Origin of the sequence: Allobosea sp. CRIB-10 (assembly GCF_900112185.1) — a bacterium.
Classification (GTDB): Bacteria; Pseudomonadota; Alphaproteobacteria; order Rhizobiales; family Beijerinckiaceae; genus Allobosea.
The window spans coordinates 21601-38357 of sequence record NZ_FOKP01000041.1; the positions used below are offsets into that span (position 1 = coordinate 21601).

General features: G+C 68.2%; 19 protein-coding genes and 1 tRNA gene. 12 read left to right on the forward strand and 8 right to left on the reverse strand.

Annotation, left to right across the window (positions count from 1 at the left end; genetic code table 11):
* The 9 genes from BMZ69_RS29415 to BMZ69_RS29455 all read left to right on the forward strand — a co-directional run bounded on the left by BMZ69_RS29415 (position 1) and on the right by BMZ69_RS29455 (position 8937).
* On the forward strand, positions 1-498 hold the full coding sequence (locus tag BMZ69_RS29415; protein ID WP_092163567.1) for an acyl-CoA carboxylase biotin carboxyl carrier protein subunit: 498 nt from the start codon (positions 1-3) through the stop codon (positions 496-498).
* Positions 499-502: 4 nt separating this feature from the next.
* Complete coding sequence (locus BMZ69_RS29420; RefSeq protein ID WP_092163568.1) at positions 503-2110, forward strand: acyl-CoA carboxylase subunit beta; 1608 nt, start codon at positions 503-505, stop codon at positions 2108-2110.
* On the forward strand, positions 2110-2724 hold the full coding sequence (locus BMZ69_RS29425; RefSeq protein ID WP_092163569.1) for a 2-hydroxychromene-2-carboxylate isomerase: 615 nt from the start codon (positions 2110-2112) through the stop codon (positions 2722-2724). The genes BMZ69_RS29420 and BMZ69_RS29425 overlap by 1 nt, the downstream gene beginning before the upstream one ends.
* Before the next feature lie 239 nt (positions 2725-2963).
* Complete coding sequence (locus BMZ69_RS29430; RefSeq protein WP_092163570.1) at positions 2964-3647, forward strand: transglutaminase-like domain-containing protein; 684 nt, start codon at positions 2964-2966, stop codon at positions 3645-3647.
* Positions 3648-3894: 247 nt separating this feature from the next.
* On the forward strand, positions 3895-5613 hold the full coding sequence (locus BMZ69_RS29435; protein ID WP_092163571.1) for a Na/Pi cotransporter family protein: 1719 nt from the start codon (positions 3895-3897) through the stop codon (positions 5611-5613).
* A gap of 83 nt (positions 5614-5696) precedes the next feature.
* Positions 5697-6632, forward strand: coding sequence for a LysR family transcriptional regulator (locus BMZ69_RS29440; RefSeq protein ID WP_092163572.1), 936 nt, complete (start codon positions 5697-5699; stop codon positions 6630-6632).
* A gap of 149 nt (positions 6633-6781) precedes the next feature.
* Positions 6782-7492, forward strand: coding sequence for an SDR family NAD(P)-dependent oxidoreductase (locus tag BMZ69_RS29445; protein ID WP_092163573.1), 711 nt, complete (start codon positions 6782-6784; stop codon positions 7490-7492).
* 29 nt (positions 7493-7521) lie between these two features.
* Complete coding sequence (locus BMZ69_RS29450; RefSeq protein ID WP_092163574.1) at positions 7522-7752, forward strand: tautomerase family protein; 231 nt, start codon at positions 7522-7524, stop codon at positions 7750-7752.
* Between the two features lie 129 nt (positions 7753-7881).
* A complete protein-coding gene (locus BMZ69_RS29455; RefSeq protein WP_092163575.1) occupies positions 7882-8937 on the forward strand; it encodes an NAD(P)H-dependent flavin oxidoreductase in 1056 nt (351 codons plus the stop codon).
* Here BMZ69_RS29455 and BMZ69_RS29460 read toward each other — a convergent pair.
* From BMZ69_RS29460 to BMZ69_RS29485, 6 genes are all read right to left on the reverse strand, one after another.
* Positions 8871-9620: a DUF2161 domain-containing phosphodiesterase gene (locus BMZ69_RS29460; RefSeq protein WP_092163576.1), complete on the reverse strand. Its 750-nt coding sequence runs from the start codon at positions 9618-9620 to the stop codon at positions 8871-8873. The genes BMZ69_RS29455 and BMZ69_RS29460 overlap by 67 nt on opposite strands.
* A gap of 201 nt (positions 9621-9821) precedes the next feature.
* Positions 9822-9912 (reverse strand) — tRNA-Ser (locus tag BMZ69_RS29465).
* Positions 9913-10007: 95 nt separating this feature from the next.
* On the reverse strand, positions 10008-10208 hold the full coding sequence (locus tag BMZ69_RS29470; RefSeq protein WP_092163577.1) for a hypothetical protein: 201 nt from the start codon (positions 10206-10208) through the stop codon (positions 10008-10010).
* A gap of 150 nt (positions 10209-10358) precedes the next feature.
* Complete coding sequence (locus tag BMZ69_RS29475; RefSeq protein WP_244543618.1) at positions 10359-11447, reverse strand: branched-chain amino acid ABC transporter substrate-binding protein; 1089 nt, start codon at positions 11445-11447, stop codon at positions 10359-10361.
* A 172-nt stretch (positions 11448-11619) separates the two neighbouring features.
* Positions 11620-12456, reverse strand: coding sequence for a DUF2182 domain-containing protein (locus BMZ69_RS29480; RefSeq protein WP_092163579.1), 837 nt, complete (start codon positions 12454-12456; stop codon positions 11620-11622).
* Positions 12444-13235 carry a DUF899 domain-containing protein gene (locus BMZ69_RS29485; protein ID WP_092163580.1) on the reverse strand — a complete coding sequence of 264 codons (792 nt, stop codon included), beginning with the start codon at positions 13233-13235 and terminating at the stop codon, positions 12444-12446. Before BMZ69_RS29485 ends, BMZ69_RS29480 begins: the two co-directional genes overlap by 13 nt.
* Positions 13236-13362: 127 nt before the next feature.
* On the opposite strand from BMZ69_RS29485, the gene BMZ69_RS29490 reads away from it, so the two are divergent.
* Both BMZ69_RS29490 and BMZ69_RS29495 read left to right on the forward strand, forming a co-directional pair.
* Positions 13363-14583, forward strand: a complete 1221-nt coding sequence (locus tag BMZ69_RS29490) for a helix-turn-helix domain-containing protein (protein WP_092163581.1) — start codon at positions 13363-13365, stop codon at positions 14581-14583.
* Positions 14584-14621: 38 nt separating this feature from the next.
* Positions 14622-15248, forward strand: coding sequence for a Vgb family protein (locus BMZ69_RS29495; protein ID WP_092163582.1), 627 nt, complete (start codon positions 14622-14624; stop codon positions 15246-15248).
* A 17-nt stretch (positions 15249-15265) separates the two neighbouring features.
* Here the strand turns inward: BMZ69_RS29495 and BMZ69_RS29500 are convergent, their stop codons facing one another.
* On the reverse strand, positions 15266-15694 hold the full coding sequence (locus BMZ69_RS29500; RefSeq protein WP_092163583.1) for a hypothetical protein: 429 nt from the start codon (positions 15692-15694) through the stop codon (positions 15266-15268).
* Positions 15695-15777: 83 nt separating this feature from the next.
* Positions 15778-16278 carry an MgtC/SapB family protein gene (locus tag BMZ69_RS29505; protein WP_092163584.1) on the reverse strand — a complete coding sequence of 167 codons (501 nt, stop codon included), beginning with the start codon at positions 16276-16278 and terminating at the stop codon, positions 15778-15780.
* Positions 16279-16387: 109 nt separating this feature from the next.
* Here BMZ69_RS29505 and BMZ69_RS29510 point away from each other — a divergent pair, with 109 nt between their 5' ends.
* On the forward strand, positions 16388-16669 hold the full coding sequence (locus tag BMZ69_RS29510; RefSeq protein WP_092163585.1) for a hypothetical protein: 282 nt from the start codon (positions 16388-16390) through the stop codon (positions 16667-16669).
* Positions 16670-16757: the final 88 nt, after the last annotated feature.

Genomic DNA, 16757 nt, shown 5'->3' on the forward strand with positions numbered 1-16757 from the left:
ATGGTCCTCAAGCTCGATCTTGGCGGCAGCGTCCACCACGTCACCATCCTGGCGCGCAGGCCGCATCTGGTGCTCTCGGTCGATGGCCGCCGGCATGTCGTTCAAGACCTGGACGAAGCCAGTGACGGCCGCCGCCAACTGACCCTGGACGGCAAGCTCATCGCCTTCGCCCGCGCCGGCAGCGCCGACGGCGCCATCGTCCGGCTGGACGGACGCAGCTTCGCCCTGCACCGGCGCGATGCCGCGGAAGCCTCGGCGGCCGGAGGCGGCGCCAATGTCGTGCGCGCGCCGATGCCGGGCACGGTCGTCATGGTCCACAAGCGCGTCGGCGACAAGGTCCAGCGCGGCGAGACCGTCGTCACCATCGAAAGCATGAAACTGCAGATGAAACTCGATGCGCCGCGCGACGGCGAGATCGCCGAGATCGCGGCGCACGAAGGCGAAGGCTTCGACAAGGACGCCGTGCTCGCCCGTCTCGCGGCTCCGGCGGAAGGCTGACCCGATGTCCAGACTGCAATCATCGATCAACACCGCCTCGGCCGATTTCCGCCTCAACGAGGCGCATAATCGGCGCCTCGTCGCCGAATTCCGGGCGAAGCAGGAGGCCGCGCGCCATAGCCGGCCGCAGCGCGATCTCGACCGGCTCGCCCGCCAGCAGAAGATGCCGCAGCGCAAGCGCATCGAGATGTTGCTCGATCCCGGCACGCCGTTCCTGGAGTTGTCCTCGCTCGCCGCCAACATGGCCTATGGCGGTGAATCGCCCTCGGCGAGCTCGATCGTCGGCATCGGCATGGTCTCCGGCCGCGAGGTGATGATCCGCGCCGACGACCCGACGGTGAAGGGCGGCGCCTGGTATCCCCTCACGGTCAAGAAGATCGTCCGCGCCCTCGACATCGCCATGGAGAACCGGCTGCCGGTCGTCCATCTCTGCGATTCCGCCGGCGGCTTCCTGCAGCTCCAGTCAGAGCTGTTTCCGGATCGCTACATGGGCGGGCGGATCTTCCGCAACCAGTCGCTGCTGTCGAAGATGGGCGTGAAGCAGCTTGCCCTGGTCTTTGGCCATTGCACGGCCGGCGGCGCCTATATCCCGGGGCTGTCCGACTACAGCGTCATCGTGCGCGGCACCGGCGCGGTCTTTTTGGGCGGCCCGCCTCTGGTGAAGGCGGCGACCGGCGAGGACGTCACGGTCGAGGAGCTCGGCGGCGCCGAGATGCACACCAGCGTGTCGGGCACCTGCGACTATCCCGCCGACAGCGAGGAGCACGCCATCGAGATCGGCCGCGACATCGTCTCGCAATGGGACCGGCTGCCGCGCTGGGAAGCCCAGCGCGAGGCGCCGGAGGAGCCGTTCTACGATCCCGCCGAGATCTACGGGATCGTCCCCGACGACATCAAGAAGGCCTTCGACATGCGGGAGATCATCGCCCGCATCGTCGACGGCAGCCGCTTCCACGAATACAAGCCGAACTACGGCACGACGCTGGTCTGCGGCTTCGCCAATATCTGGGGCTTCAAGGTCGGGATTCTTGCCAACAATGGCGTGCTCTTCAACGATTCCTCGATCAAGGGCGCCCATTTCATCGAGCTCTGCAACCAGAACAACACGCCGCTGGTCTTCCTGCAGAACATCACCGGCTACATGGTCGGGCGCGAATACGAGCGGCGCGGCATCACCAAGGACGGCGCCAAGATGATCATGGCGCAGAGCTGCTCGCGGGTGCCGAAATTCACGGTGATGTGCAACGGCTCCTTCGGCGCCGGCAATTACGGCATGTGCGGGCGCGCCTTCGACGGGCGCTTCCTGTTCTCCTGGCCGAACCACCAGATCGGCGTGATGGGCGGCGACCAGGCGGCGAACACGCTGGCCGAGGTCAAGGCCAACCAGATGAAGCGCAATGGCGGAACGGTCGACCAGAGCGCGATCGACCAGCTCTGGGAGGAGACGCGCAAGGCCTATCAGGAGCAGCTCTCGGCCTATCATTCGACCTCGGAGCTCTGGGACGACGGCATCATCGACCCGCTCGACACCCGCAACGCGCTCGGCGTGGCGATCTCGGCCTCGCTCAACGCTCCTCTCGGCCCGCCAGGCTACGGCGTCTTCCGGTTCTGATGGCGATGCCGGGAGCGCTGCGCCTCTATCTCGATTTCGCCTCGCCCTATTCCTATTTCGCGCTTCGTCCGCTGGCGCGACTGGCGGAAGAGCATGACCGGGCGCTGGAGTTGCGGCCGATCCTGCTCTGGGCGGTGTTCAAGCAGCAGGGCGTCGTCAACCCGCTGGAGACGCCTGCGCGGCGGCGCTATTTCCTCGAGGACGTGACCCGCTCGGCCGAATTCTTCGGCCTGCCCTTTCGTGTGCCAGAACCGCTGCAGATCTCGGCCCATCTCGCCGGACGGCTCTTTCATGCCTGGACGGCAACGCGACAGCAGGACGGGCTGAGGCTAGCCAGCGAGATCTTCGAAGCGTTCTTCGCCAAAGGCGAGGACATCGCCGATCCGGCCGTGCTCGCCAACCTGCCCTGCTTGGCGGGTGAGACTCCGGACGCGATCCGCGTCATGATCGATGGACCTGAGGGCCGCCAGCGCCTCGGCAAAGCCGTGGACGAAGCGTGCGCTGCTGGTGTCACCGGCGTGCCGTTCGTGACGCTGGACGGCGAAAGCTTCTTCGGCGCCGACCGCCTGCCGCAGATCGCCTGGCGGCTGCAGCATCGGCGCGGTGGGACGTAGGCGGATGACTGTCCTGTTCATTCCAAGCGAGCGGCTGCCGGCCAAAGTGCCTCCCTTCCCCCTTGCGGGGAAGGGTATGGGGATGGGGGCGAACGACCGGGTGATAGGCTGCTCGTCGTACTCGATCGCATCCATGGGTGGCAGAGCGCTCCGACTTTTCGCCCCCCACCCCTGCCCCTCCCCACAAGGGGGAGGGGTTTGCCCGCGCCTGCCATGATGCATTTGAAAGGCTGTGAGCGATGAGCGACGACAGGCTCACCGGGGCGCTGAAGGCGACGCCCTTCATAGATGCCAATGCGCCGGCGATCCGTGCTTTCGTCGAGAAGCATGCCGGCAGCGGCCCGGACCGCTACCGCGCCGTGCGGCTCTATTACGCCGCCCGCGACGCGATCCCCTACGACCTCCGCTATTTCGGCATCGAACGCGATATCTTCGTCGCCTCGCGCTGCCTGGAGGCAAAGGGCTCGTTCTGCGTGCCCAAGGCGCTGACACTGGCCGCGGTTTGCCGCGCCGCCGGCATCCCGGCTCGCGTCGGCTTCGCCGATGTGCGCAATCACCTGGCCTCACCGCGCATCCTCGAATTGATGGGCAGCGACGTCTTCCGCTGGCACGCCTATACGCTGCTCCACATCGAAGGCCATTGGGTCAAGGCGACACCGGCCTTCGATCTTGCCTTCTGCGCCCGCTTCGACGTCCAGCCGCTCGATTTCGACGGCAGCACGGATTCGATCTTCCAGCCCTTCGACGCAACGGGCCGCCAGCACATGGACTATGTGCTCGACCGCGGCGACCATGACGACATGCCATACGAGGCCTTCCGCGAGGCGATGCAGGACGCCTATCCTCGCCTGATCACGGCGATGGCGGCCGAGCGCGCGGCGCTCGCGAGCAAGGCTCATCCGAAGCCTGCCTCGGAAGCCTGACCGCAATTCCTCCACACTGAGCGAATACCAGCATCGCTTCGGCAGCGTTCGCTGACGACTGTCCGGCCTTGCGTTTCATCGCAGGCCGGCGCGTTTGCGTGGCCACCAATCGTTCCCCATCCCGTTTAGGATCCCCGCGAGAGTAGACGATTTCTGACGCCGATTTTATAAGACGGCTAACTAAATTTGCGGCATCGTCCGCCGCTTCACTTCCCCGATTCCCGCCTGAAGGAGCGCCTTCCCCACGATGAACGCCGCCGAGAGCACCACCGCCATCCTGATCCACCTCGCCGGCTCGGTGGCGCTCTTGATCTGGGCGGTCAGGCTGGTGCGAACCGGTGCGACGAGGGCCTTCGGATCGTCGCTGCGGCAGGCGATCGCGCGTTTCACCGGCAATCGCGTCTCGGCGATGGCGAGCGGGGCGGTCGTGACGCTGATCCTGCAGAGCTCGACGGCGACCACGCTGCTGCTCTCCTCCTTCGCCGGGCAGGCGCTGATCGGCCTGCCGATGGCCTTCGCCGTTCTGCTCGGCGCCAATGTCGGCACGGCGCTCGCCGCCTTCCTGGTCTCGTTCGAGCTCGGCTGGCTCTGGGGGGCGTGCCTGGCCGTCGGCGTCGCGCTCTATCTCGCCAACGAGGCGATGAACCGCGCCCGCAACATCGGCCGCCTGATCGTCGGCATCGGGTTGATCCTGCTCTCGCTCGCCGAGCTCAAGACCGCCTCGGCCCCGCTGGCGCAGTCGCCGGTCTTCCGCATGGCGTTCGAGGCCCTGGCCAGCGAGCCCCTGCTCGCCGTCGCGATCACGGTCGCGGCGACCTGGCTGACGCATTCCAGCCTCGCGATCGTCCTGTTGATCGCCTCGTTCTGGGCCGGTGGCCTCTTCCCGGCGCCGACCGCGCTGATCCTGATCGTCGGCGCGAATCTCGGCAATGCGCTGGTCCCGGTGATCGACCAGCTCGGTACGCCGGTCGTGCAAAGGCGCGTCGCGCTCGCCAACCTGCTGACGCGCATCCTCATCGCGCTCATCGTCATTCCTTTCGCCAAGCCGCTGGCGGGTTGGTTTGCGCAGCTGTCGCAGAACCCCGCGCGCCTGGCGGTCGAGATCCATCTGGCGCTGAACATCGTCGGCGCCCTCGCCTTCCTGCCCTTTACCGGCCCGATCGCCGCGCTCGTCACGCGCCTGACCCCGGCCGCGCCCGAAGCGGAGCAGCGCACGCGGCCGCTCTATCTCGACCCCACCCTGCTCGACAGCCCGTCGGAAGCGCTCGCCAGCGCCCAGCGCGAGACGCTGCATCTCGGCGACCGCGTCGACACCATGCTGAAGGACCTGCTTGTCCTGCTGCAGCAGGACAAGCTTGCGCTGTCGCGCGAGATCGCCGCGGCCGATGACGGCGTCGACACGATCCACGAGGCGATCAAGCTCTATCTCGTCCAGCTCTCGCGGCGCCCGCTCTGCGAGGAGGACAGCCGGCGCCTGTTCGAGATCATCACCGCGACCACCAATCTGGAGCATATCGGCGACATCATCGACAAGAACCTGCGCGAGCTGGCGGAGAAGAAGATCCGCAAGGGCTACCGCTTCTCGGAGGAAGGTCTCGCCGAGATCCGCGACTTCCACGCCCGGGTCAGCCACAGCCTGCAGCTTTCGCTCAATGTGCTCGCCTCGCGCGACATCGCCCTCGCCCGCCAGCTCTTCGACGAGAAGAGCGCGATGCGCCTGGCCGAACGCATGGCGACCGAGAAGCACTATGAGCGGCTGCGCAGCGGCATCACCGAATCGCTCGAGACCTCGTCGATCCATCTCGACGTGCTGCGCGATCTCAAGCGCATCCACGGCCATATCACTGCGATCGCCTATCCGATCCTGGAAGCCGCCGACGAGCTCAGCGACACCAGGCTGCGCAAGGCCGAGGAGCAGCCTGCCCAGGAGAGTTACGGCCTCACTTTGCCGCGCAAGCCAGCCTGACCCGGCGAGGTTTGGGCTGGCGGCGCCTGCGCTTGACAGTCTGTACGATTGACCGAGCTTATCGCCAGAGGCTCGGGGGCATCATGGACCGCATCGACGCGATGAAGGTGTTCATCGCCGCGCTGGACGAGGGCAGCCTCGCCGGCGCGGGACGCCTGCTCGGCCGCTCGCCGGCCGCCGTCAGCCGGGCCGTCGCCTTCCTGGAGCAGCAAGCCGGCGCGCCGCTCTTGCATCGCACGACCCGCTCGATCCGCCTGAGCGAAACCGGCGAGCGCTATGCCGATCTCTGCCGCCGCGTCCTGGCCGATCTGCAGGAGCTCGAAGCAGTCGGCACCGGCGAGCGGACCGCTCCGCGAGGAACACTGACCATCACGGCGCCGCCGATCAGCGGCGAAGAAATCCTGCGCCCGATCATCGACGCCTTCGTCGAGGCCCATCCGGCGGTCACCGTCAATCTCGTCCTCTTGGTGCGCCTCGCCAACCTGGTCGAGGAAGGCATCGACATCGCCCTGCGCATCGCCGAGCTGCCGGATTCGGCGATGACGGCGGTCCATATCGGCGACGGCGTCAGGCCGGTCATCGTCGCCTCGCCGCGTTATCTCGCCCAACATCCGCGCATCGACGAGCCGGGCGATCTGCTCAAGCACACCATCATCGCCTGTACCGATTTCGGGCGCGACGCCTGGGTGTTCCCGCCGGCGAAGGGAGGAGCCGTTCCCCGCTCGGTCCAGTTCAAGCCGCGCCTGATCGTCAACAGCGTGCGCGCCGCGCGCGGGGCGGCCATCGATGGCCTCGGCGTCACCCGCCTCTACTCCTATCATGTTGCCGAACGTGTAGAGGATGGTTCGCTCCGCCTTCTTCTGCGCAATGCCGAGCCGCCGGCGCGGCCGGTCAACCTGCTGATGCCGGAAGGGCGAAGCGCCGTCCCGAAGGTCCGCGCCTTCCTGGATTTCGCAGTGCCGCCCCTACGCGCGGCTTTTGACCGATTGTCAGCCGAAGCGCTCGCTCTAGGCGATTGAACTTCGCAGTCATTCTTCCTTCATTCGGAAGAATGACTGCCGATCAGCGGGCATTCAATCGCTTGGCGGTACGCTCCAAATTCCCCTCACCAGGCCGGACATGGCCATCAGCGGCAATCCTGCTCGCTGACCAGACAGTGAGGATCATCATGAGCAACGAACGGAAGGTCGCCATCGTCACCGGCGCCTCGCAGGGCATCGGCGCTGCACTGGTCAAGGGTTTCCGCGACCGCAACTATCGTGTGGTCGCGACGTCGCGCTCGATCAGGCAGGGCAGCGATCCGGACGTCCTGGCGATCCCCGGCGACATCGCCGACCCGGAAACCGCCGAGCGGGTCGTCCGCGAGGCACTCGCCCGCTTCGGGCGCGTCGACACGCTGGTCAACAATGCCGGCATCTTCATCGCCAAGCCCTTCACCGACTACACGACCGAGGATTTCCAGGGGAAGATCGCGACCAATCTCGCCGGCTTCTTCCACATCAGCCAGCAGGCTGCGGTCGCGATGCTGAAGCAGGGCTCCGGCCACATCGTCAGCATCACCACCAGCTTGACAGATCAAGCCGTCGCGGGCGTCCCGACCGTGCTCGCCAACCTGACCAAGGGCGGCATCAACTCGGCCACGAAGGCGCTGGCGATCGAATACGCCACGCAGGGCATCCGGGTGAACGCGGTCTCGCCCGGCATCATCAAGACGCCGATGCACGCGCCGCAGACGCATGAGTTCCTGGCCAACCTCCATCCGGTGAAGCGGTTGGGCGAGGTCAAGGACATCGTCGACGCCGTGCTGTTCCTGGAGGGCGCGCCGTTCGTCACCGGCGAGATCCTGCATGTCGACGGCGGCCAGAGCGCCGGCCACTGACTGATCACGCCAAGCCAGAGGAGGCTTCCATGCCGATCGTCACCATCCAGATCACGCGCGAAGGCTCCGGGCCGGGCCGCAACGCCGCCACTGCGGAAGAGAAGGCCAGGCTCATCGCGGGTACGAGCCAGCTCCTGCTCGACGTGCTGAACAAACCGCTCGACGCGACCTTCGTCGTGATCGAGGAGGTCGAGCTCGATAATTGGGGCTGGGGCGGCCTGCCCGTTCCGGAATACCGCAAGCGACGCGCGGCGAGCTAGTCTCGCCGCCAGCGATCTCGAACCGGTCTTGCCCAATCCTGCACTGCGGATGGGCTGAGCTTGGCCTTTGAAACCAACGGGCGGCGGCAGACATTGGCTGCTGCCCGTCCGCTCTTGCGAGAAGCGATCATGACCAGCACCGCACAAGCGCGACTGCTCAACCTGTTCGGCATCGAATTGCCGATCATCCAGGGGCCGATGGCCCTCGCCTCGACGCCGGAGATGGCGATCGCCGTCAGCGAAGCCGGAGGTCTCGGCTCGCTGGCTGGCGCGCAGTACAACGAGGCCGGCCTCCGGGCCGCGCTCGACACAGTGCGGGCGGGCACGCGACGCCCGCTCAACGTCAACTTCTTCTGCCATACGCCCCCGGCCGACGATCCGGCCCGGCAGGCGGCCTGGCTGAAGCACCTGTCCGGCTACTATGCCGAGGCGGGGCTCGATCCGGACATGCCGAAGACGCCGAGCGGGCGCACGCCCTTCGACGCCGCGCTGGCGGCCGTGCTCGAGGAGTATCGGCCGGAGGTCGTCAGCTTCCATTTCGGCCTGCCGGCGCCGGAGCTGTTCGACCGCGTCAAGCGCACCGGCGCCAGGATCATCGCCTCCGCCACGACGGTCCCTGAGGCGCGCTGGCTGGCCGAGCATGGCGTCGACGCCGTCATCGCCATGGGCGCCGAGGCCGGCGGCCATCGCGGCATCTTCCTCAACGACCGGATCTCGGAGCAGGTCGGCACCTTCGCGCTGGTGCCGCAGGTGGTCGATGCGGTCTCCGTTCCGGTCATCGCCGCCGGCGGCGTCACGGACCGGCGCGGGGTGGAGGCTGCATTCGCGCTCGGGGCAGCCGCCGTCCAGGTCGGCACCGCCTATCTGTTCACGCCAGAGGCGAGCATCTCGCCGATCTACCGCAAGGCGCTCGGCATGGGCGAGCGGCCGACCGCGATCACCAACCTGTTCACCGGCCGGCCGGCGCGCGGCATCGTCAACCGCGCCATGGCGGAACTCGGCCCGCTCTCCGAACTCGCACCGGCCTTCCCAACCGCCGGCACGGCGCTCGGGCCGCTGCGCAGCGCCGCCGAGGCGGCCGGCCGCGACGACTTCACTTTGCTCTGGGCCGGCCAGTCCTATCCGCTCGCCAAGCCGATGTCGTCAGCGGCGCTGACGCGGAGGCTGGCGGGGCTGGACGATTGACGGATGCCGCGGTGCTCGACCTCGACCGCTGGAAAGGTCGTCTGCCATTGCGCCAGTGCGCTGCGGCCGGCATCGGTCAATCCGTAGACGCCGCGCTCGGCCCGTTCGAACCAGCCATAGACATTACGGTGCAGGATCTTCTGCGCGTCGGGACAGGACGGCTTGAGATCGCGCGGGCGCTGCGGTGAAGCGCTCATTGCCGCCGCGCAGGCGAGCGCCTGCTGGCGATAGGCCGTCATGATCGGCCGGCGCGTGCTGCCGCCGGCAGCAGGATCGCCCTTGCGCCGCCGGTGCTCGTCGACCAGCCGCGAGCGCGCCTTCGGATTCTTGCGCGGCGTCGGCGCGGTCGGCGAGACCAGCACCTCGACGCGGCCTGTGTTGCTGACGCCGAGCAGGCCAAAGCCAAGCCGGCGGCAGAGATCGCGATAGCGTGGGTCGCTCTCGCGACCCTTGCCCCTGGCCGAAAGCGGCGCCGCCAGCCAGATCTCGTCGCCGAGGCGCAGCCGGTCGACGCCCTGCAGGACGAGCTCCAGATTGAAGGCGAGCTTCAGTTCGCCGATCACCACGACCGTGGGATCGCCCTCCCTGAGCCCGACGAGATCGCAGCGGCCGATCTCCCCCTTCACCGCATAGCCGAGCTCTTCGAGGAAGCGTTTGACGGGAGGGTAGAGGGTTGTTTCCAAGCGGCATCCCCTGACGGCTGGCGCGGGAGTGTAGGGCCGAGAGGTTTCCGAGAGGCGAACGCGGCAGCTGCCTTGGATCGAAAACCCGACGCCGGCCTCGCAGCTAGACCGAGACATCGAAGACGTCATGCCCGTCGCTCATGCACCTTCGCTCCCGCTGCAGTTTGAGGCGGGGCGACGGGCCGTTGTCAGGTGAAAAAATGGCGGAGACGGAGGGATTCGAACCCTCGATACCCTTGTGGGGTATGCTCATTTAGCAAACGAGTGCCTTCAGCCTCTCGGCCACGTCTCCGTTGGAAGGCTCTATGCCCGATCCCAACCCGCTTTGACAAGCCGTCCCGACGATCGATCGACAGGCATCGGGCAGATCGTCCGGATTCAGGCGCTTCAATGGCCGCCGGCGCGGTCGATGCGCTCGATCCAGGCCATCGCCTCGTCGAGCGTTGGAAAGACCGGGCCCGGCATTGCCGCATCCTCGGCCTCGTTCAGGCCGAAGCGGATGCCATAGCCGTCCACCTCGCGCCGAATCGCGATCACGGATGGCCTGGCGAGAGGCTTGCTGGCGGCAATGGCATCGGCGACTGGCATGGGCAGTTCCCGTTCGGTCGGCGGAGAAAACGGCCCAGCGCCTGAACGGTTCCCGAACGGCGCGTTCAGATGAGTGGCGTAGCGCTATGCGCAACGAAAAAGGGCCCGCGGCAAGCCGCGAGCCCTTCCCTCGTCCGTGGAGGCGCGTCCTCAATCGGCCGCGACGATCTTGCCGGCTTCCCATTTGTACATGGAGAAGCTCGGCGAGCTCAGATCGCCGGTCTTGCCATAGGTCAGCGTGCCGATCGCGGTCTTGACCTCGAGGCCGGCCTTCAGCGCCTTGGCGACCGCATCGGCCTTGGCGTCCTTGCCGGCCTTCTCGATGCCGGCCTTGAGCACCTCGACTGCGGCATAGGCGTTGAGCGTGAAAGCCTCCGGCGGGATGCCCTTTTCCTTCAGCACCGCCACGGCCTCGGCCGAGGCCGGGTTCTTCAGCGCGTCGGTCGCGTTGGTGAAGAGCGTGCCGGCCGCGGTGTCGCCGCCGATCGCCCAGAGCTCGGTGTTGGAGAGCCCCTCGCCGCCGATGATCGTCGCCTTGACGCCGGCATCGTGCAGCTGGCGGGCGAGCAGGCCGCCCTCGGGGTGGTAGCCGCCGAAATAGATCACCTCGGCGCCGCCCGACTTTAGCCGGGTGATCACCGCCGCAAGATCCTTGTCGCCGGGATTCACCGTGAGATAGGCGACCTCGGTGACGCCGCCGGCATTGATGCCCTTCTTGAAGGAATCGGCGAGGCCTTTGCCATAGGTGCCCTTGTCGTGGACGATGGCGACCTTCTTGCCCTTCAGGTTCTTCAGCACATAGCCGGCTGCGACTTCGGCCTGCTGGTCGTCACGGCCGCAGGTGCGGAAGACGTTGGCGAGGCCGCGGCTGGTCAGGGCCGGCGAGGTCGCGGTCGGCGTCACCATCAAGACGCCGCTCTCGGCGAAGACGTCGGAAGCCGCCATGGCGACACCGGAGGTCACCGGACCGATGACGAAGCGGACCTTGTCGCCGACCAGGAGGTTGGCGGCCGATACGCCCTGCTTCGGGTCGCCGGCATCGTCGGCGAGCTTCAGGACGACCTTCTCGCCGCCGATGCCGCCCTTCTTGTTGATCGCGTCGACGGCGGCCTGGGCGCCGTTCTTGACCTGGTCGCCATAGGCGGCGACGGCGCCGGTCAGCGGCGCGAGCAGGCCGATGGTGATGTCGGCGCGCGCCGGCGCCCCTGCGAGCAGCGCCGTGGCGAAGGCCGCTCCCATCAGGAATCTGGCTTTGATCGTCATCTGCGTTTCCTCTCTAGCCGTGCAATCTTTGCGTGCGACCCAATCCGTGGATCGCCTGCGACCTGTATAGGCCAGAGCGAGGCTGCGCGGCACTGCGTGGCGCGTTTCTGTGCAGATGCAAAAATGCATGGCAGGCATGGCGGGGCGTTCAAGGCTGCCAGAGCGCCTGCGCCGATTGGACCAGCCCCGCCCCGAGCATCAGGCCGCCGACGGCGCAGGCGATGCGTTCGCCGGCCGGCGCGAGTCGCTCGGCGGTGATCGCCAGCACGACGACAGCCATGCCGCGCAGATCCATCACGCCGCCAACGAGCAGCAGCGCCGTCAATCCGGCACAGGAGGCACAGCAGACGAGGCCGAGCCGGAGCCCGTGCCCGATCGCAGCTGCCGCGCCGATGACCTGCCCCGCCGCATGCGAGCAGTGAGCGAGCATGGCCAGCTTCCAGCGTGACATCTGGAAGAGACCAGCTGCGATCACCACGAGGCCGGCAGCGAAGGGCACCGCACGAGCCAGTTGCGGCCAACGCAGGGCAGCCTCCAGCAACAGGGCGCCGCCAGCGAAGACCCCCAGGCCGAGCGCGGTCCAGATAATGAGATAAGCGAGGCCGGCAAGTGCGGCGAGCAAGCCCGGACGGACGGCGCCTGCTGCCGCCGCGCCCTGACGGAGCCGCCAAAGCGACGGCGTCAGCGAGGGCAGCATCATCGCTGTCATCATCGCCGCCCACATGCCGATGAAGGCTGCGACGGCAGCGAGCCAGGAGCCACCGCAGAGCGGCGTCCAGGCCGTCGACATCGACCAGCCGCCGGCCATCGGCACCTCGCCCATATCGGCCATGGCGCGGCAGATCAGGATGGTCGCGCTCGCGCTGGCAACGAACAGCAGGGTGCAGATGGCGCGAAAGACGCGGCCTGCATCGGCGACGGAGACGCCGGACGGACTGTCCGGCGCTCCGCGATCAGCATGCGCCCTCGGGCTCAGGCACAGCATGACTGGGCCTTGCCGGCTGCTGGCACCTCATAGGCGTCGCGCAGACGCCACCAGGGCCCGGTCGGCTCGTTGCGTCCCTTCGGCGCGCGGTCGAGCCAGGGATACATGCTCCAGATCGCGTCCATGCCGCGGGCATAGCTGGAATAGGTGTGATAGATCGCGCCGTCCTCGCGGATGAAGGCGCTCATCCCCGGCCGCTCGCGCATATAGCCCGACGGCGTCGTGCCGCTCTGCACGGCGAGCCCCGAAACGATGCCATTGCTGCTCCAGTCGACCTGCGGCTCGCGCTGGAAATTATAGTCGACCTTGCCCTGCCGCTCCTGTTCCTCGGTGAAGGAGGCGCTGAAGTCGAAGTTGAAATCGCCCGTCGCCGAGGAGGCCCAGGGGAAGCTCCAGCCCATGCGCCGCTTGAAGGCGACCAGCTTGTCGAGCGAGGCCAGCGACACCGCTGCCAGTGTCACATCATGGTTGGCGAGATGGACATGGATGCCGTTGAAGCCGTCGGCGATCAGCGAGCAGGACGGGCAGCCGGCGGCGAAATCCGGGCCAAACATGAAATGATAGACCAGCAGCTGGGAGCGCCCGGCGAAGAGGTCGGCGAGGCCAACCTCGCCCGCCTCGGTGATAAAGCGATAGTCCTTGTCGACCTTGACCCAGGGCAGAGCCTGGCGCTGCAGCGCCACGGCATCGCTCTGCCGCGTCAATGCCTTCTCGGCCGCGAGCAGGTCGAGCCGGGCCCTGAGCCAGTCCTCGCGCGTTCCGATGTGATGAGCCGTCATGATGCTTGCTCCTGTCGTCGGTTGACATTCGCCGCTCGCCGTCTCGCGATGCGGCGTCGGAAGCAGGGGTAGGCCCGGGCCGACAGGGAGCGGGAGTGACAAGTTTGGCGGGATTTCGAGTGACGGCATGGACTCGCTGATCACGGCGGCCGGGCGGGCGCTGGCCGCCGGCGATCCGTTCGGGGCGCTCAACCGCGTCGCGCTGCGCGAAGATGCGCCGGCGCTGGCGCTGCGCGGCATCGCCATGGCGCAGCTCGGCGACCTCGCCAGGGCAAAGGCGCTGCTCAAGCGCGCAGGCCACGGGTTCGGGGCGAAAGAACCGGTGGCGCGGGCGCGCTGCATCCTGGCCGAGGCGGAGATCGCTTTGGTCTCGCGCGATCTGTCCTGGCCGGTGAAGGCGCTCGATGCGGCGCGCCTCGTACTCGAGACCTATGGCGACCGGCTCAATGCCGCCCATGCCCGCACGATCGAGCTGCGCCGGCTGCTGCTGATCGGCCGGCTCGGCGAGGCCGAGCGCCTGCTCGGCGGCTTCGACGAGGCGCCGCTGCCGCCGGCGCTGGAGGCTGCCCGCGCGCTCGCGACCGGCGGCATCGCGCTGCGGCGTCTGCAGGCTGAGGGCGCCCGTGCGGCTTTCGAACGCGCTGCAGAGGCGGCAGGACGCGCCCGCATCCCGGCGTTGGTGGCCGAGGTCGAGGCCGCCGCACGCGTGCTGGAGGCGCCGGCGGCGCGATCGATCATCCGGGGCCAGGAGCGCCCGCTGATGCTGGGCGAGGTCGCGGCGCTGCTCGCCTCCGGCAGCTTCGTCGTCGATGCCTGCCGCAATGTGGTGCGCGAAGCCGGCACGACCGTGCCACTGGCGACGCGGCCGGTGCTGTTTTCGCTCGCGCGTGCCCTTGCCGAAGCCTGGCCGGCGGACGCCTCGCGCGAAGACCTGCTGCGACGGGCCTTCCGGGCGAAGGAGGCGGATGAGTCGCATCGCGCCCGCTTGCGGGTCGAGATCGGGCGGCTGCGCGCCGAGTTGCACGGGATAGCGGAGATCAACGCGACCCAGTGCGGCTTTGCCCTGAAGCCGCATCGGAGCTGCGAGGTCGCGGTGCTGGCGCAGCCGCTGGAGGAGCCGCATGCCGACGTGCTCGCCTTGCTGGCCGACGGCGAGGCCTGGTCGAGCTCGGCGCTGGCGCTGGCGCTCGGCACCAGCCAGCGCAACATGCAGCGTGCTCTGGAGACGCTCGCCGAGGCGGGCAAAATCCGGTCCTTCGGCAAGGCGCGGGCACGGCGCTGGCTGACGCCGCCGGTGCCCGGTTTCCCGACAGCCTTGTTACTCCCGGCTCCTCTGCCGGATGGCTAGACCTCGTGTCGGACCAACCGAACAGAGGAGATCATCTCATGACCAGGACAGCCACCATCCTTCGCGAATACGGCCCCTTCCCCGGCGTGGAGGCCGTGCATGGCGTCAGTTATGACGGCAGACAAGTCTGGTTCGCCTCGGGCGACAAGCTGAACGCCTTCGATCCGGAGAGCGGTGAGACCACCCGCAGCCTCGATATTCCCGCCCATGCCGGCACTGCCTTCGATGGCAAGCATCTCTACCAGATCGCCGAGGAGCGCATCCAGAAGATCGATCCGGAGAGCGGCATGGTGCTCTCGACCATTCCCGCGCCAGCCGGCGGCGCCGATTCCGGCCTCGCCTGGGCGGAAGGCACGCTCTGGGTCGGCCATTATCGCGAGCGCCAGATTCACCAGATCGATCCGGAGACCGGCAAGGTGCTGCGCACGCTGCAATCCAACCGCTTCGTCACCGGCGTGACCTGGAGCGACGGCGAGCTCTGGCACGCGACCTGGGAGGACGACGAGAGCGAGATCCGCCGGGTCGACCCCGAGAGCGGCGAGGTGCTCGACGCCATGCGCATGCCTGAGGGCACCTTCGTCGCCGGGCTGGAAGCAGGCGGTGACCGCTTCTATTGCGGTGGCGGCGGCAAGAACGGCGTGGTCAGGGCGGTGGCGAGGCGCTGACAGCCGAACGTGCCGCATCAGCGAACCACTCGCCCGCGCTGCCGCCCCCCATTCGGCAGGCGACAGGAGCAGGCCGCGCCGGCCCGAGCCCGGCTCGGCGCCGCGCAGGCCCGGCGCGGCGTCTTGCAATAGGCGACGACGGCTCTGCGCGGCGAGGGATCATCGACCGCCCCGTAGCGCGGCATGGTGATCGGATTCTGCGAGCGCGGTGCGCCCCGCGGCGTGCCGCCATAGTCGACGGGCGGGCCGGCGCCGGGCAGGCCGCCGGGTCCCGGCGCGTGCAGCCTGATGTCGGGTGTGCTGTCAAAGATCGAGGGCGGCCCCAGGCCCTGGCGCGGCCCGCCCGGCGCCAGCGGCGCATTGCCCGGCGTGCCGATCTGGGCTGCGGCGGGAGACGCCAGCACCAGCATGGCCAGCGCGGCGGACATCATCGCACGTACCATCATCGCTTGCCCTCGTCTTCCCGCCCGCACGGGCACTTTGCCGGATGCCACGCCATGATGGGAGTGGCGCAGCGCAACCCGGCGCATCAGCCGGTTCCCTCCGCGCCGCCTCCATCCCCGGACGGCTTCGGCCGCCCGGCCCGACGCTCGATCGAATGGTCGAGGAACAGGAGCCCGACGGCAAGCAGCGTCGCCGAGAAGACGATGGCGTAGTCGCCGAGCCCGGCGGCGCAGCCGAGCGCCGCGGTGACCCAGATCGCCGCCGCCGTGGTCAGACCCTGCGGCGTGGTATGGCCCTTGCGCAGCACGATGACGCCGGCGCCGAGAAAGCCGATGCCGGTGACCAGCCCCTGCACGACGCGGCTGGCGGCGTCGACCTGGTCCGCGCCGCTGAAGATGGTCGCGGCCGCAGCGGTGCCGAGGCCGACGAGCCCGAAAGTGCGGATGCCGGCGGCGCGCTGCTTGCCGGTGCGCTCCCAGCCGACGACGATCCCGGCCGCCATCCCCGCCAGCAGCCGCAGCAGGAGGTCGATCTCGGCCCAGATGTCGAAGCTCAGCCCGCCGAGACCCAGCCCTTCGAAGCTCATGGCGCCCTCCCCGCAGCGATTGCCCTTCGGGCGTGAACGCGCGAGGAAGCGCAGTGTTGCCGCGCCGTCGACGCGGCCGCGTAAGCCCGATCGCCGCGAGGTCCGAGAGATGCCCTATACCGACCCGCTCGAGCCGCTGCTGCAACGCGAGGAAGCGCTGCGCCATCAGATCGCCAGGCGCCTCGTCGCGGAAGCCGGCGTTGCGCCGCCCTCCCTGTCAGCCGAGCACCTCGCCGCCGCCGACGCGGCGATCGCCGCCTGGGCCGAGCAAGGCGAGGAAGAGCAGGACCAGCGGGCGTTCCGGGCCATGGGGCCGCTGCAGCGGCTGCTGGCGGAGCATTTGGAGATCGTGGAGCGGATTGTCGATGAGCGGGATCGGCGGCTGGGGTGAGCGACTGTCTTGTTGGTCAAGCGGTTTGTTCGCGCCATGGTTGTCTGTCCCGGATGACGGCGTTGAGGATTGTGACGAGCTTTCGGGC